This window comes from Streptomonospora alba, from assembly GCF_000826685.1.
Lineage (GTDB): Bacteria > Actinomycetota > Actinomycetes > Streptosporangiales > Streptosporangiaceae > Streptomonospora > Streptomonospora alba.
Map to the genome: position 1 here is coordinate 1 of NZ_JROO01000027.1, position 15700 is coordinate 15700.

The window sequence follows — 15700 nt, forward strand, 5'->3', positions numbered from 1 at the left end:
CCCTGCCCGAGGTCCGCGCGGTCGGCGAGACCGGCCTGGCCTAGGTGACGGCGCTTTCCCCCGTTGATCTTGTACCTACGGTCACATGTGATCGCTCACAATGACCGTAGGTACAAGATCAACGCTGATGCGTAGAGCCGGGACCGGACCGGCCGCATCCCCTGGCGCGACCTCACCCGTTCAAATAACAGGACCTAGAGTGGCCGCCGTGACAGCGGATGGAACCGTCCCCGGGCGGCACGACGCGGAGATCGCCGCAGCGCGCGAGGTGTGGCAAGGGCTCGGACTGCCGGGTCTCATCGACGTCCACACCCACTTCATGCCGCACAACGTGATGCGCAAGGTGTGGGCCTACTTCCACGCCCTCGGCGAGGGCGTTTGGCCGATCACCTACCAGCAGAGCGACGAGGAGCGCGCCGCTCTGCTGCGTGCGTTCGGAGTGCTGCGCTTCACCGCCCTGGCCTACCCCCACCGCCCCGGCATGGCCGAGTGGCTCAACGGCTGGGCCGCGGACTTCGCCGACCGCCACTCCGACTGCCTGCGCAGCGCGACCTTCTACCCGGAGGAGGGGGCCGCCGAGTACGTGGCCGAGGAGATCGCCGCAGGCGCGCGCATCTTCAAGGCCCACCTGCAGGTCGGAGCCTACGACCCGCGCGATCCCCTGCTCGCCGGCGTCTGGGGCGCGCTGGCCGACTCGGGGACGCCGGTGGTGGTCCACTGCGGCTCCGGCCCCCAGAGCGGCCCGTTCACCGGCCCCGGCCCGTTCGCCGAGGTCCTGGCGCAGCATCCCCGGCTGACAGCGGTGATCGCGCACTTCGGCATGCCGGAGTACACCGCGTTCATGGACCTCGCGCAAGGCTACGAGCGCGTGCACCTGGACACCACGATGGCGTTCACCCGCTTCGCCGAGCGCATGGCGCCGTTCCCCACCGCGGAACTGCCGCGCCTGAAGGGCCTCCAGGACAGCGTCCTGCTCGGCACCGACTTCCCCAACATCCCCTACACCTATCCCGTGCAGCTCCAGGCGCTGCACGCGCTCGGCCAGGACGACGACTGGCTCCGCGCGGTCCTGTACGGCAACGCGGCCCGCCTCTTCGGCGTCTGATCGCCGGAGTGCCACCGCCGGGCGCGGCGGCCCACGACCCGGCCCTTCGGCCGCGAAAACCCCCTCGCCCCGCCGACGCCCGTGTGGCCGCTGGCGCGGAAGAGCGCTCTGCCGGCTTTGGCCGATGCGGCCAACGTCGTGTCCGGGGGATGTGCGGTCGCGGTCCTTGCCGTCTCCTGAGCGTGCCAGGAAGGGGAACCCGACGGCGCGGAGCTGTGGCCGTTCGGCTCGCCCGAGCCCGCCGACGACCGCGCCGCCGCCCCCGTTCGGCATCGATGGCGGCGCGGCCGTAGGCGGGGCGGCTGTCAGTGCACCGCGGCCTCGGGTTCGGGCTCTCTGCGGCGGATTCCGAAACCGCCGGTCAGCGGCGCCAGGACGGCCAGAAGCATGGAGAACACGAACCCGCCCCAGTTGAAGACGGCCCACGGCAGGAATTCGAAGTTGCCCACCCCCAGCGTGGCCGCGAAGAACACGCCGGAGACCGTCCAGGGCATCAGCACCTCGGTGATGGTGACCGAGTCCTCCATGCTGCGAGAAAGGTTGACCGGGTGCAGGCCCCGCTTCTTGTAGGCGTCGCCGTAGAGGTCGTTGACCAGGAAGAACGTGACCAGTGCGTTGGAGGTGCCGTTGATGATGGCGAACCCGGAGAGCAGCGTGGCCGAGACCAGCCCGCCGGTGGAGCGCAGCTTCTCGATCATCCGGCTGAGCAGGACCCGCAGCACGTTGGAGTTCTCCAGGGCCGCGGCGAAGAAGAACGCGCAGAAGACGAAGAACGCCGAGTTGTACATCGAGTACAGTCCGCCCCGCTCCAGCAGCTCGCCGAGGGTGTCGGAGACGCCGCCGGCGGCGGGCAGCATGTCGACGGTGAAACCGGAGACGGCCGCGGCGAACAGGTCGGCGACGCTGAATCCCTGCACGAGCACCGCCAGCACCAGCGCCGACATCGACGACACGAACAGCACGACGAGCGGCGGCTTGCGCATGATCGAGCCGATCAGCACGACCGCGGGCGGCAGGAGCAGCAGCGGACTCAGATCGAACAGCCCGCCCAGCTCGGCGAGGGTGCTGTCGACCACGTCCAGGTCGACCGACGCGTCGCCGATGGAGGAACCGGCGAACAGGAAGACGACGATCGCCAGGAGCGACGAGGGCACGGCGGTGTAGAGCATGTGCCGGATGTGCTCGTAGAGGTCGGCGCCCGCGGCCAACGAACTCATGTTCGTGGTGTCGGACAGCGGCGAGAGCTTGTCTCCGAAGTAGGCGCCCGAGACCACGGCCCCCGCCGTGATCGCCAGGGAGACGTCCATCGTCGCGGCGACGCCGACGAGCGCGACGCCGATGGTGCCTCCCGCGCCCCAGGAGGTCCCGGTGAAGGTCGCCACGATCGCGGTGACGACGAACGCCAGCGCGTAGAGGTAGGAGGGGTCGATGAGCTCCAGGCCGTAGTAGACCATCAGGGGGATGGTCCCGGCGATCATCCACGTGCCGATGAGCATGCCGATGCTGAGCAGGATCAGGATCGCGGGCAGGGCCCGCTTGATCTTCTCCCCCATGTCCGTGAGGATCTGCGCCATGCTCCTGCCGTGCCAGACGGCGAAGACGGCGAGCACCACCCCCGCGAAGATCAGCATGAGCTCGGCCGGGTACTTCATGATCCCGATCCCCCCGACGAAGATCGCCACGGTGAGGGCCACGGGGACGAGGGCCAGGGCCACGCCCGGTTGGGGCAGGGGCCGGGTTTCCTCCTGGGGGGCGGTCATAGGCTTCCTCTCGGTACTGGTGATTCGGCGGCTGCTAGAGCTTGGTGAACGCCGTTTCCAAGTCCTCGATCTGGCGTTCGGCGCCTTCGAGCCCGACGGACAGGCGGACCGTCCCGGGCGCGAATCCCTTCGCACGGAGCTCGGCTTCGTTGCCCGGACGCAGAGGCGAGGTGACGAGGCTTTCGTAGCCGCCCCAGCTCACACCGATCCGGAACAGTGAAAGCCCGTCGACGAACCGGGCGACCCGCTCGAAGGACGCCTCCCGCAGTTCGAAGCTGAGCAGCCCGGAGAACCCGCTGAACTGCTCGGCGATGATCTCCTCGTACGGCCCGTGCTCGGCGTAGGGGTGGTGCACCGCCGCCACCTCGGGGCGCGCGGCGAGGTAGTCGATCACCCGCTCGGCGTTGCGCTGGTGCTCCTCCATGCGCACGGGCAGCGTCCGCAGGCCGCGCAGGACCATCGACGCCTCCATCGCGGACATGACCGAGCCGAAGAGCTGGTGGCCCTTGTAGAAGACCTCGCGGATCCGGGACTCGGGGCCGATCACGGCTCCCCCGACGACGTCGCTGTGTCCGCCGATGTACTTGGTCAGGGAATGGACGACGAGGTCGATTCCCAGGGCGAGCGGCTTCTGGAAGAGCGGGGTCGCCCAGGTGTTGTCCATGACCGTGCGGACGCCGCGGCGCCGGGCGACGGCGGTGATCGCGGGAAGATCGAGGACCTTCATCCGCATCGTCCCGGGACTCTCGACGTAGACGAGCGCGGTGTTGTGGCGGATGTGGGCCTCGACGGCGGCGGGGCCGGTGTCCTCGGTCAGGACCGTGTGCTCGATGCCGAATGCGCCCAGCCGCTCGGCGAGTTCGAGGGTGGGGCCGTAGACGTCGTTGACGAACAGCACGTGGTCGCCGCTGCTGAGCAGGCCTGCCAGGACGGCGCTGATCGCGCCCATCCCCGAGCCGAAGCACTTGGCCGCCTCGCCGCCTTCGAGCAGGGCCAGCCGCTCCTCCAGGAACGCCACGGTGGGGTTGGTGCCGCGGCTGTAGACGTAGTGGGTGTCCTCGGCGGCCTGCTGCTGAACGAACTCCCGGAAGGAGGGCTTGGTGAACAGGCTGGTTTGAAAGACCGGCGGAGCGACCGCGCCGGCCTCGTGCCCGGGCCCGTCCCACGGGCCCATGCAGATCTCCCTGTCGGTGCTGTTCAAACCCTGCTCCCCGTATCGGACCGGTCTGGCCGAGCATGTGCGGCGGCGGTTCCGCCGCTTGTGACGGCGCCGCCCCGGCCGCCGCACGTTCGCCCCGCGCTGCCTGCTGCCGACCTGTGCTGACCGTGAGCAGGCATGACGCGGAGCCGCCGATCATCCTGTAATACAAGCTGATAAGCAGTCAACGGGTTCGTGAAACCAATGCGCGGCGTCCCGGAGGCGTCGCGGACCGTGACGCGCGTCACCGGACCCAGGGGGCCGGCCGGCCGACGCGGAAGCGCGCCACTGCGCCGAAAGCGCACGGTGGGTCTCTGTAGGCTGAAGGCGTCGGCACATCCATGCAGCGAAGGACGAGGCGAACACGATGGGGGCAGCGCCTGTGGAGCCGTCCGGTCAGGAGCCCGCGGGACGGAGCGGACCACAGCGTGCACGACCGCACTCGCTGACGGCCCAGGTCGTCGACTTCATCGAGGAACTGTGCGTGGGCCCGGACGCCACGCCGGGAGGCAGCCTGCCCCCGGAGAAGGAGCTGGCCGAGCGCTTCGGCGTCAGCCGGGTCGTGCTCCGCGAGGCCATGAAGACCCTGGAGGCCAAGGGACTGGTCTACCGCCGCCAGGGCAAGCCGGCGGTCATCGCCTCACCCAACGCCCTGCCGGTGGAGGACTTCATCGCCCTTTCGGTGCTGCGCGACCGGCGCGCGCTGATGGAGTTCACCGAGATCCGCAAGGCCCTGGAGGTGCACGGCGCCCGGCTCGCCGCTCAACGCGTCGCCGGCCCGGAGGAGGAGCAGACGCGCGAGCACATCGCCCGCGCCCGCCAGGCCATCGCCGACATGCGCGCGGATCCGCTCGACGTACCCACACGGCTGCGCACCGACGTCGCCTTCCACCAGGCCCTCGCCGCCGCCTCCGGCAACCGCAGCCTCACCCAGATCCTGGACGCGCTGGAGCAGTCGCTGGCTGAGAGCCGTGAACAGAGCCACCGCCGGTTCCTGGCCACCGCCGAAGACCCCGCCTCCTCGGCCGACGAGCACGACGTGGTCCTGGAGGCCGTGCTGACCGGCGATCCCTCCCACGCCGTCGCGGCGATGGAGCACCACCTCGAAGTCACCCTGCACGAAATCCAGACCCGCCCCGACCCCGAAGCGGGACAGGGATAGCACCGGACCCCCGCACCCCTGGCGACTTTCGCCGACGGACGCCGCGTCCTCCTCCCCAGCTCTCCGCGCCGCCGGCCCGGCTCTCCGTTCCGGCGACGGGCTGATCGAACGCCCGCGTCCGGCTTCTCGGTCAGAAGTCGATGTGCGACATCGAATTCGCGACGGTCATGTCGTCGGTGCGACCGGCTCCGTGACTGTACTCCGCGCCGACACAGCCCACAGCGAGCAGGACCGGAATCAGGCAGAATCCTCCGACCAGCGCCGCTGCCTCGCCATGCCCGGCGAGTAGCAGGACCACGGGGGCCGTCAGTGCGACACCGGCGACGCCCCCGAAGGTCAGACCGGTCCAGCCGAGGAAGCTCAAGCTGTGGAGTCCGGTCCTGGCTCTCAGGCCGAAGAAGGTCGCCGCGAGCAGAAGCATCACCCCGGTGGCCGCGGCGGCCCAGGCGGCACCGTCCGCGAACCGCAGGAAGGCGAGGGCCGGCGTGGCCACGAGCCCGACGGCGGACGCGCTCGCAGCGATCAACGCCAGGATGCCGAGCCGAGCCGCCTTGCGCTCCCGCGCCCGGAGCCACTGCTTGCGTGCCCGCTTCCGGTCACTCTTGGCCTTCACCACCACCTCAAGGTACGCACCGACGACGGCCGGGGCCACCCCTCAGCCGTCCGCCGCCCACCTGAAGTCCCCCGGACTTCCTCGTTCCGGGTCCTGCCGCACCGTGGAAAGAGCCGCTTGGGCACGGCTCCCGCGGGGCGGACCTGGAAGGCTTCGTTCAGCACTGCGTTCGCCCGAACGGAAAGCGCCCGCCCGCGGTGAGGGATCATCGCGGGCGGGCGCGGCCGGGGCTGCGGGGCCGCCCCGGGGGAGCTCACCGCTGGATCGTCACTTCTGGGATCGCAGGTCCTCGGGGACGATTTCGCTGTAGCCGGGCGGGTCGTCGACGAGGCCGGTCTTGGAGTGGAACTCCAGGGCGGTCTCGACGGAATCCTTGGAGAATCCGATGTCGGCCGCCACCTCCTCCTGCATGATCGGCATCAGGTCCGCGCGGGCCTGTTCGTCGATGCCCTCCATGTAGTCGGCGAGCAGATCCTCGACCTCGGGGTCCTCGCGGATGTCGGTGTTGGCCCGCTCGATCGCCCTCTGGAAGGCGGCGACCTCCTCGGACTTCTGCTCCCGCACGTCGGAGGTGGTGAACACGACACCGTGGGAGGTGTTCTCGAAGCCGGGGATGTCCCCTCGCGAGGGCGAGATGTAGGTGGTGCCCACCCCGGTGGCCTCGGCCTGCTGAGGGACCGGCTGGAAGAACGACAGCGCGTCCACCTGGCCGGACTCCAGCGCGCCCAGGGCCGCCGGCGGGTCGGCGCCCAGGTTCACCAGCTTGGCGTCGGTTGCGGGGTCCATCCCGTTCCGCTGGAAGATGTAGGCCACCAGCGCCTCGGTCCCGCTGCCGGGACCGGTGATGCCGATCTTCTTGCCCTCCAGCGCGTCGATGCGCTCCTCCAGCGGAGCGTCCTCGCCCGGCCCGTCGAAGTCCTCGCTGACGATGATGTCCACGTAGTACTTCTCGATGAGGCTGGCGGTCAGCTCGGCGGAGTCGTCGTTGCCGTAGAGGTTCAGGGCGTCGGTCAGCACGCCGGCGCCCAGGTCGATGCTGCCGGACTGCAGCGCGGCGGCCAGCTTGGCCCCCGTTCCCATGCGCGGCCGTTCGCCGAGCTGCACGCCCTCGTCCTCGAAGTAGCCGCGCTCCTCGGCGACATACAGCGGGAAGAAGGCGACGGAGTCGCTGATCTGGCCGACGTTGAGCGTCCCCTCGGGGGTGTCGGAGGAGCTGCCGGCGCACGCGCTGGTGGCGAGCATCAGAGCCGCCACGGCTCCCGCCGCCGTCACGCGCACGCGGCGCGCAGTGGTCGTGGTTGTCATGCTTTGGCCTCCGCTGGTTTCCACCGGCTGACGCGGTGGTCGAGAAGTCCGACGAGGAAGTTGAGGATCGCGGCGATCACGCTGAGCACCACGAGCGTGGCGAACACCCCGGCGGTGTCGAACGTGGCCGCGGAGTTGCTGATCAGGTAGCCCAGGCCCCGGTTGGAGGCCACCAGCTCGCCGATCACGGCGCCGATCAGCGCGTAGGGAATGGCCACCTTGAGCCCGGTGAGCATCCCGGTCATCGATGCGGGCAGCATCACCTTGAGGGCGATGTCGCGCCGCCCGCCGCCCATCAGCCGCACCGCGTCGATCAGGCCGCGGTCGACCTCGCGTACACCGGCGGCGGTGTTCAAGAAGACGAGGAAGAACACGGTGACCGCGGCCAGCAGGATCTTCATGTCCATCTCGATGCCGAACCAGACGATGAACAGCGGGGCCAGCGCCACCTTCGGGATCGAGTACAGCGCCATGATGAAGGGGTCCATCACCCGGTAGACGGTCGGCAGGGTGGCCAGCACGAAGCCGAACAACGCGCCGCCGGCGGAACCGAGCGCATAGCCGTAGACGATCTCCTGCAGGGTGATCCAGGAGTGCAGCCACAGAGTGCCGTCGGCGTTCCAGTCGACGAGGCGGCCCCAGATGTCGCTGGGCCGGCTGGTGAAGCTGGGGTCGAAGACGGTGCCCGCGGCCAGCTGCCAGACCGCGACGACGCCGACGAGCAGCAGCACCCGCGCGCCCCAGACGGATGCTGTGCGGCCGTTGCGCTCCCACCAGGAGCGCTGCAGGGCCACGACGCCGGACTGGTCGTCGGAGTCGGTCTTCGGGGATTCGGTCATGGTGCTCATCTCGCCCCCTTGCGCAGCGCTTCGGTCATCTCCCGGTGCAGCGCGACGAAGCTCGGGTCCACCCGCAACTCGTCGGGGTCGCGCGGGCGGGCCAGGTCGAGTTCGCGGTCGAGGATGCAGCGCCCCCGCAGCCCCAGGACCACGATGCGGTCGCCGAGCAGCAGGGCCTCCTCGATGTCGTGGGTCACGAAGACCACGGTCTGGCCGCTGTCCTGCCACAACCGCAGCAGTTCGGCCTGCAGGTCCATGCGCAGCTGGGCGTCCAGGGCCCCGAACGGCTCGTCCATCAGGAGCGTCTCGGGGTTGCCGGCCAGCATCCGGGCCAGGCTGACCCGGCGCCGCATGCCGCCGGAGAGCTCGCGCGGGTAGTGCCGCTCGAAGCCGGTCAGCCCCACGCGCTCGACGAGCTCCAGGGCGCGCCCGCGCCGCTCCTCGGCACCGACGCCGCTGATCTCCATGGGCATCTCGATGTTGCGGCGCACGTCCCGCCAGGGCATCAGCGTGTCGCTCTGGGTGAGGTAGCTGATCTCGGTCCGGGGACCGGTCACGGTCTCGCCGCGGTAGGCCACGGTGCCCGACGTGGGCTGGATCAGCCCGGAGAGCAGGTTGAGGGCGGTGGACTTGCCGCAACCGCTGCGCCCCAGGACCGTGACGAAGCTGCCCTTCTCCACCTGCAGGTCGAAGTCGCGGAGGGCGACGACGCCGGTGTCGTCCTTGACGAACTGCTTCGTCAGTCCTCGTACGTCCAGTAGCGAGCTCATGTTCGCACTCTGCCTGCCGTCTCGTCCTCGGCCCGCAGGCCGTAGGCGTCGTAACTGAGTTCTCCCGAGCGCCAGCGCTCCCGCAGGCCGTCCTCCTTGGCGATCCGCTCGCGGACCGCCTCGACCGTGGCCTGGATGCGATCGGCCGGCACCGCTGCCGCGCCGTCGTCGTCGAGCAGCACGACGTCGCCCGGCGCCACGGTGGTGCCGCCGAGTTCCACCGGTGCGTCGACGGACCCGCGGACGTTCTTGGTCGCGCCGCGGACGCGCCGCCAGCGTGTCCACACCGGCAGCCCCATCTCCCGCAGGTCGGCCGCGTCGCGCACGGAGGCGTCGACCAGCACGCCGGCCGCGCCGCGCCGCTTGGCCTGGGTGGCCAGCAGGTCGCCGAACAGCGCCACCGGGCGGGGCTCGGGCATGGTCAGCACCAGGACCTCGCCGGGTCTCAGACGGGCCATGGCCTCGTGCACGGCGCGGTTGTCGTCCTGGCCGCACAGCGCGATGCGGGCCGGGCCGCCCACCCGTGTGCCGGGCAGCAGCGGTTCCAGGTCGAGGTCGATCAGGCCGCGGCGTCCGGCCGCTTCGTAGACGGTGGCCACACCCGCCTCGGCCAGCTCCTGCACAGCGGCCTCCTCCGGCCCGCTCACAGCGCGCCCACCACGTTGGGCAGCAGCCGGTGGAAGGCCTCGGCCTGGCGGATCCCGGAGTCGCCGGTGACCTTGCGCGCGTGGTTTCCGCGCTGGTCGGCGCGCTGGCGGTAGTAGTCCTGCAGGTACTGCTGGGCCTGCATGGCCGACATGGCTTCGACCTTCTGCTCGAAGACGGGGGTGATGTCGACGTAGACCGTGGGCACGAACGCGCACAGCTCGGGCTGGTGCGGCTCGAAGACGAGGAATTCGGAGGGCGGCGCGGTACGGAATCCGCTGGCCACACCGGCGCCCGAGGTCAGCAGCCGGGCCTTGGCGACGGCGGCGTGGGCGGCGGGGTGGTCGGGATTGAACGGGTCCTTCTCGGGGTGGGTGAGCACCACGTTCGGCGCGAAGTCGCGCATCATCTCGGCGAGGCGGTCGATGGCCTCCTTGCCGACCTCCAGGGGGTAGTCGCCCAGGTCGAGGGCCTCGAAGCGGGCGCCGACCGCTCCCGCGGCCTTCTCCGCCTCGGCGTGGCGGAGGCGCTTGACGTTCTCCTCGGTCTGCCCGGGCTCCTCCCACAGCTTCCCGGACTCGCCGCGCTCGCCGTAGGACAGCGCGACCACGACTGCCTCGCCGCCCGCAGCGGTGTGGCAGGCGACCGCTCCGGCGGCGCGCCAGACGAAGTCGGCGCTGTGCGCGCCCACGACCATCATGCGGCGGTTGCTCATCGGGTTCCCTCCTCGGCGGCGGCCGCGGTGGCGGCGCCGGCCCGCTCGCTGTCGGCACCGGCCAGCCAGCGGGAGTTGGCCACCGCCATGGTGCGGATCTCGGATTCGGTGAAGCCCTCGGCGAGGAGCCGGTCGGCCAGGAGCGCCAGGCCGTCCTCGACGGGGGGATTGAACGGCTGGCCGAGGTCGCTGGAGAGCACGGAGCTCTCCGGACCCGCGGCCCGGATGTTGTCCACCCAGGTGCGCCACTCGACCTTGCCCGTGTAGGGCGTGGTGAAGCAGCGCTCCAGCAGGACACCCTGCTCGGCCAGACGCCGCTGCCGCTCGGCGGCCACGCGCTGGGAGGTGAACTCCGGGTGGGTGACCACGACGCGGCGCACACCCTCGTCGAGGGCGGCGCGGGCGACGACCTCGATCTCGGCGGTGCTGAGGTGGCCGGTCGCCAGGGTCATGTCGTGCTTGGCGATGACCCGCAGCACCTGGCGGGTGATCTCGCGGACCTCGCCCTGCTCGTCGAGCGCCTCGACCGGGTCGGCCGCCATGCCCTCGGCGCGCAGTTCGTCCTGCAGCTGCGCCCACATCGGGGGCGTGGCGCCCTCGGGCATGTCGGCGGTGCACGCGCGCTGGTTGGAGCTGTCGACGGTGGGCAGCCACACCACCTGGGCGCCGCCGCGCCCGGCGATGTCGACGGCGATGGGGTTGAGCCCGCCGACCGAGCCGTTGAGCGTGATGGCTCCGACCGCGTGGCATTCGGGCACCGCCGCGTTGACCACCGCGGCGCGTTCGGCGGTGGGGACGTAGTGCGACTTCAGCACGAACCCGGCCAGGCCGACCGCTGCGAAGCGGGGAGCCAGGGCGAGGTCGTCGATCCGCCGCCGCATCACGTCGGGCGCGACGTGGATGTGGGTGTCGTAGGCCCCCTCGACCAGTTCCCGCGCCCGGGGCGAGGGCGTCGGATGCTCTGTCATACCGCCTCAAATCGTGTCGACATAATGCCTGAAGAAATTGTTAACAATTTTGATGACATGTGTCAAGGCTCACGAGGCGTGGATCTCCCCTGGTCGTGGCGCCACTGTACCCATCGCCGGATACACGAAGGCGCGGCCGCGCGTCCCCTACAGCGGGACGCGCCGACCGCGCCGGGCGTACGGAACGTCTGGCTTACACCCGCAGGTTGCTGACCGTGGTGGCCTCTTTGAGGGCGTCGATGACACTGCGCAGGTGCGCGCGCATGGCCCGTTCGGCCGCCTCGGGGTCGTGGTCGCCGATGGCCGCGATGATCGCGAGGTGCTCGGGCAGCGAGGTGTTGGGCCGGCCGGGCTGCAGGGACAGCCGGAACTGGTGGCGCACGTTCTGGGCGCGCAACCGCTCCAGTACAGCGCCCGCGGTCTGCTGCCCGCTGAGCTCGCGGATGCGTCGGTGCAGCTGCTGATTGGCCTCGGAATAGCCCAGGACGTTGCCCTCGCCGACCAGCCGCTCCATGCGCGTACCGATCTCGCGCAGCTCGGCGACCTGGTCCTCGTCGATCCGCTCGGCGGCCTTGGCGGCGCACAGCCCTTCCAGCATCATGCGCACCTCGCTGATCTCCACGGCCTCCTCCAGCGAGACCGCGCGAACCCGCGCTCCGCGGTTCTGCTCGCGCTCCACGAGGCCTTCCTCGGTGAGCTGCAGCAGCGCGGAGCGCACCGCGCTGCGGCTGGTGCCGAACCGGGCGGACAGGTCGGCCTCGACCAGTCGCTGCTCGGGCGCGAACTCGCCGTCGGTGATGGCTTCACGGATCGCCGCGGCGACGGAGCCCCCCGCACCTCTCTGACTTTTCGCCGTACTCCGCGAGCCCGACTCTCCGCGGTTGATAGCCACTTTCCCTCGCTTCCCCAGTGCTCCGCCGGCCCCCGCGAGCCCAACGGCAATATTGTCGCCAATTTCGTTGCCACATTAGTCTAGACCCGTCCGACCCACGACTATGAGGAGCCGAACGTGAGCGGTGAGGAAGCGCCGAGTGTCCGGATCGCCGTGCTGGGCCTGGGAGAGGCGGGCGGGCTGATCGCCGCCGACCTGCGGGACGCGGGGGCGCGCGTGCAGGGCTACGATCCGGCAGCGAGCGCTCCCGAGGGTGTCGCCGACCTGCCCGGCGAAGCCGCGGCTGCGGCCGGGTGCGATCTCGTCCTCAGCGTCAACAGCTCCAAGGCGGCCCCCGGCGCGCTTCAGGCGGGCCTTTCCGGCACCGGCCCCGGCACTGTGTGGGCCGACCTGAACACCGCAGCGCCCCAGCTCAAGCGCCGCCTGGGTGAGACCGCCGCCGAGGCCGGCGTCGCCTTCGCCGACGTCTCGCTGATGAGCCCCGTCCCCGGCCGCGGACTGCACACGCCGATGCTCGCCTCCGGGCCGGGCGCCGCCCGCTACGCCGAGCTGATGGGCCGGCTGGGCGCCGACGTCGAGGCGATGGATGGACCCGCGGGACTGGCCGCCGAGCGCAAGCTGCTGCGCAGCGTGTTCTTCAAGGGCCTGGCGGCGGCCGTCGTCGAGGCTCTGGAGGCCGGACGCGCCGCCGGCTGCGAGGACTGGCTGCGCGACAACATCGCCGACGAGCTGGCGCGCGCCGACGCCGGCACCGTGCAGCGCCTGGTCGAGGGCAGTCGCCTCCACGCCGTCCGCCGCACCGACGAGATGCAGGCGGCCTCGGACATGCTCACCGACCTGGGCGTGGCCCCGCTGATCAGCGCCGCCAGCCGCGACCTGCTGCAGAATCTGCAGAACCGCGCCTGACCGCCATCGGGCGCACGATGCGCTGCGCGCAGGACCGCGGGCGCTGAGGGCCCTGCGGGAAGCCGCGGCGTACGCTCGGCGGCATGTGCCGAGGTCAGTTCGACCGCCGGCGGGCCTGCTTCAGCTCGCGGTCGACGGCCCATGCGTCGGCGACCGGCCCGAGGTGACCGAGCTTGTCGGGGTTGGCCACCGTGCGGATGTTCTGAATCCGCCCGTCGAGCACATCGAGCACAAGGGTGTACAGGACCTTGCCCTCACGGTCGCGGAAGACCGCACCGGGCTGGGCGTTGACCTCGCGCTGCTCGAACGCCACGTCGACCAGGGCAAGCCGGGGGAAGACCGCGCCCAGCACCCGGGCCACGTTCTCCGCGCCCATGACGGCGTTGGCCAGCTGGGGGGTCTTGCCGCCGCCGTCCCCGGCCAGCTGCACGTCGGCGGCCAGCAGATGCCGCAGCCGGCCCACATCGCCGTCCTTCAGCGCGTCGAAGAACCGCGTCGCCAGTTCCCGCTGCTCCTGGCGGTCTGCTGCGAACCGCGGCCGCCCGGCCTCCATGTGCCTCCGCGCCCGTACCAGCAGCTGCCGGCACGCCGCTTCCGAGCGCCCCACAGCCGAGCCGATCTCGTCGAACCCGAAGCCGAACACCTCCCGAAGCAGAAAAACCGCGCGCTCCGCCGGGCTCAGCCGCTCCAGCAGCAGAAGCGCCGCCATCGACACCGAATCGGCCAGCTCCGCCGACCTCGCCGGGTCCTGGTACGGATCGCTCAGCAGCGGCTCGGGAAACCACGGCCCGACGTACCGCTCCCGCCGCACCCGCGCGGAACGCAGCACATCGATCGAGATCCGCGTCACCGCGGTGGAGAGGAAGGCCTTGGCCGAGGCGGGCCGGGTCGCCGAGGCGTCGTAGCGCAGCCACGTCTCCTGCACCGCGTCCTCGGCCTCGCCAACGCTGCCCAGGATCCGGTAGGCGATCGAAAACAGCAGCGGCCGCAGCTCCTCGAACTCCTCGATCTTGCTCACGCCCGATTCCCTTCCGTTGCAGCCTCCCGACCGGTCGTACCCTCCCGGCCGGGAGCCTTGGGACCCGGGGACGCGAAGCCCCGAGCCCGTTGCCGATGCGCTCAGTGGAACTGCCCGGGCCGGTAGTCGCCGGCCGGCTGACGGCTGATGATGTTCAGCCGGTTCACCGCGTTCATGAAGGAGACCATGATGACCAGGGCGGTGAGCTGCTCCTCGTCGTAGTGCTCGGCGGCGTGGTCCCACACCTCGTCGCCGACCCCGCCGGCCGCGTCCGCGACCCGGGTCCCCTCCTCCGCCAGCTCCAGCGCGGCGCGCTCGGCCTCGGTGAAGACCGCGGCCTCCCGCCACCCCGCGACCAGGTTCAGCCGCACGGAGGTCTCGCCGGCGGCGTCGGCTTCCTTGGTATGCATGTCGATGCAGACGGCGCAGCCGTTGATCTGGCTCACCCGCAGCGCCACCAGCTCCTGCGTCGCGGCCGGGAGCGAAGAGCCCTTGAGCGTCTTGCCCGCCGACATGAAGCTCGTGAGGATCTCGCCGGCGATCGGGTCGGCGAAGTAGTTCAGTCGCGCGTCCATGATGGGTGCTCCTCCGCGGTCGTCAGTGGCTACACCACCGAGACGAGGCGGCCCGACCTCCTGTGACACGGACGGATGTGAGGTGCATCTCCCCGATGCCGGCGCACGTCGGCCCACGGGGTTCCGGCCGCCGGCGGCCGATGCGGCGTCCGCGCGCGAACGGCGCCGCGGCACGAGCGCCGGTTTCCCACAGGGAGCGATCAGCGGCCCCGAGCCGTCCCCGACCTCGACACTCCCCGATCCGGGCCCGCCGGCGCCGACACGATCGGCCGTGCCGAGGGCGTGGGCGATACTCGTGTACATAGGGCCACGAGGGCCACGGTGTGCACGCACAATGACCGCACGCACACGACCACCGTCGAGGGAGGCACGCATGAGTGACCACGACCCCGTCCCCGAGGAGCCCGGCGGCCCCGGCCGTCCCCCGCCCGCCTCCATCGATCTGTCGGTACCGCACTCCGCGCGGGTGTGGAACTACTGGCTGGGCGGCGACGACAACTACGCCGCGGACCGTGTCGCCGGAGACGAGGTGCTGGCGCGCCTTCCCGACATCGCCGACGGCGCACGCGCCGAACGGGCGTTTCTGGCCCGCGTGCTGCGCCACCTCGTCGGCGAGGCGGGGATCCGCCAGTTCCTGGACGTGGGCACCGGCCTGCCCACCGCCGACAACACCCACGAGGTCGCCCAGCGGCTCGCGCCCGAGAGCCGGGTCGTCTACGTCGACAACGACCCGCTGGTGACGGTGCACGCCCGAACACTGCTGACCAGCACTCCCGAGGGCGCGACCGACTACCTCCAGGCCGACCTGCGCGACACCCGCACCATCCTGGACAGGAGCGCCGAGACGCTGGACTTCGCCGCGCCCATCGGGCTGATGCTGCTGGGCGTGGTCAACCACATCGTGAACGACGCGGAGGCCTACGCGGCCGTCGCCCGGCTTGTGCGCGCCCTGCCGGCGGGCAGCTACCTCGCCCTGACCCACTCCACGGCCGAGATCCACGGCGAGCCGATGCTGGAGGTCATGCGGGAGATGAACGAACGCGGCGGCACGCCGATCACCGCCCGCAGCCGAGAGCAGATCGAGCGGTTCTTCGACGGCACCGAACTACTGGAGCCGGGTGTGGTCTCGTGCTCCCTTTGGCGGCCCGAGCCGTCCGAGGAGGGCGCCCCGAACGAGGTCTACCTGTTCGGGGGTGTCGGCCGGCTCTCCTGACCGCCGCGCCGCGAAC

At 71.0% G+C, this 15700-nt stretch carries 16 protein-coding genes; 4 read left to right on the forward strand and 12 right to left on the reverse strand.

From position 1 onward, the window contains the following. The first annotated feature begins 127 nt into the window (after window positions 1–127). The gene (locus LP52_RS13620; RefSeq protein ID WP_084723170.1) at window positions 128–1105 is read left to right on the forward strand and encodes an amidohydrolase family protein; all 978 of its coding nucleotides are present in this window, start codon (window positions 128–130) and stop codon (window positions 1103–1105) included. A gap of 305 nt (window positions 1106–1410) precedes the next feature. Here LP52_RS13620 and nhaC read toward each other — a convergent pair whose 3' ends face one another. Further along, window positions 1411–2865: a Na+/H+ antiporter NhaC gene (gene nhaC, locus LP52_RS13625; protein WP_040273852.1), complete on the reverse strand. Its 1455-nt coding sequence runs from the start codon at window positions 2863–2865 to the stop codon at window positions 1411–1413. Between the two features lie 34 nt (window positions 2866–2899). Beyond that, window positions 2900–4066 (reverse strand): trans-sulfuration enzyme family protein, encoded by a 1167-nt coding sequence (locus LP52_RS13630; RefSeq protein ID WP_238580915.1) that lies wholly within the window; start codon window positions 4064–4066, stop codon window positions 2900–2902. Between the two features lie 364 nt (window positions 4067–4430). Between LP52_RS13630 and LP52_RS13635 the strand changes: the two genes are divergently transcribed. Then, window positions 4431–5225 carry a FadR/GntR family transcriptional regulator gene (locus LP52_RS13635; protein WP_040273854.1) on the forward strand — a complete coding sequence of 265 codons (795 nt, stop codon included), beginning with the start codon at window positions 4431–4433 and terminating at the stop codon, window positions 5223–5225. Between the two features lie 130 nt (window positions 5226–5355). Here LP52_RS13635 and LP52_RS13640 read toward each other — a convergent pair whose 3' ends face one another. The 8 genes from LP52_RS13640 to LP52_RS13675 form a co-directional block, all read right to left on the reverse strand. Continuing rightward, entirely contained in the window at window positions 5356–5841 is a 486-nt protein-coding gene (locus tag LP52_RS13640) for a hypothetical protein (RefSeq protein WP_157036325.1), read from the reverse strand. A 264-nt stretch (window positions 5842–6105) separates the two neighbouring features. Then, window positions 6106–7143 carry an ABC transporter substrate-binding protein gene (locus LP52_RS13645; protein WP_052809812.1) on the reverse strand — a complete coding sequence of 346 codons (1038 nt, stop codon included), beginning with the start codon at window positions 7141–7143 and terminating at the stop codon, window positions 6106–6108. Beyond that, on the reverse strand, window positions 7140–7991 hold the full coding sequence (locus LP52_RS13650) for an ABC transporter permease (RefSeq protein WP_202966110.1): 852 nt from the start codon (window positions 7989–7991) through the stop codon (window positions 7140–7142). Before LP52_RS13650 ends, LP52_RS13645 begins: the two co-directional genes overlap by 4 nt. Then, a complete protein-coding gene (locus LP52_RS13655; RefSeq protein WP_040273857.1) occupies window positions 7988–8752 on the reverse strand; it encodes an ABC transporter ATP-binding protein in 765 nt (254 codons plus the stop codon). Before LP52_RS13655 ends, LP52_RS13650 begins: the two co-directional genes overlap by 4 nt. Next, entirely contained in the window at window positions 8749–9399 is a 651-nt protein-coding gene (locus LP52_RS13660) for a 4-carboxy-4-hydroxy-2-oxoadipate aldolase/oxaloacetate decarboxylase (RefSeq protein ID WP_084723171.1), read from the reverse strand. Before LP52_RS13660 ends, LP52_RS13655 begins: the two co-directional genes overlap by 4 nt. Next, entirely contained in the window at window positions 9396–10112 is a 717-nt protein-coding gene (locus LP52_RS13665) for a PIG-L deacetylase family protein (protein WP_040273860.1), read from the reverse strand. The genes LP52_RS13660 and LP52_RS13665 overlap by 4 nt, the downstream gene beginning before the upstream one ends. Beyond that, a complete protein-coding gene (locus LP52_RS13670) occupies window positions 10109–11080 on the reverse strand; it encodes a DUF6282 family protein (RefSeq protein ID WP_052809813.1) in 972 nt (323 codons plus the stop codon). Before LP52_RS13670 ends, LP52_RS13665 begins: the two co-directional genes overlap by 4 nt. A gap of 193 nt (window positions 11081–11273) precedes the next feature. Continuing rightward, window positions 11274–11972, reverse strand: coding sequence for a GntR family transcriptional regulator (locus LP52_RS13675; RefSeq protein WP_084723172.1), 699 nt, complete (start codon window positions 11970–11972; stop codon window positions 11274–11276). Window positions 11973–12089: 117 nt separating this feature from the next. On the opposite strand from LP52_RS13675, the gene LP52_RS13680 reads away from it, so the two are divergent. Continuing rightward, the gene (locus LP52_RS13680; protein ID WP_040273861.1) at window positions 12090–12878 is read left to right on the forward strand and encodes an NAD(P)-dependent oxidoreductase; all 789 of its coding nucleotides are present in this window, start codon (window positions 12090–12092) and stop codon (window positions 12876–12878) included. 94 nt (window positions 12879–12972) lie between these two features. Here LP52_RS13680 and LP52_RS13685 read toward each other — a convergent pair whose 3' ends face one another. After that, a complete protein-coding gene (locus LP52_RS13685) occupies window positions 12973–13896 on the reverse strand; it encodes an RNA polymerase sigma-70 factor (RefSeq protein WP_040273863.1) in 924 nt (307 codons plus the stop codon). A gap of 101 nt (window positions 13897–13997) precedes the next feature. Beyond that, on the reverse strand, window positions 13998–14471 hold the full coding sequence (locus LP52_RS13690) for a carboxymuconolactone decarboxylase family protein (protein WP_040273864.1): 474 nt from the start codon (window positions 14469–14471) through the stop codon (window positions 13998–14000). Between the two features lie 373 nt (window positions 14472–14844). Here LP52_RS13690 and LP52_RS13695 point away from each other — a divergent pair, with 373 nt between their 5' ends. Further along, on the forward strand, window positions 14845–15684 hold the full coding sequence (locus tag LP52_RS13695) for an SAM-dependent methyltransferase (protein WP_040273866.1): 840 nt from the start codon (window positions 14845–14847) through the stop codon (window positions 15682–15684). Window positions 15685–15700: the final 16 nt, after the last annotated feature.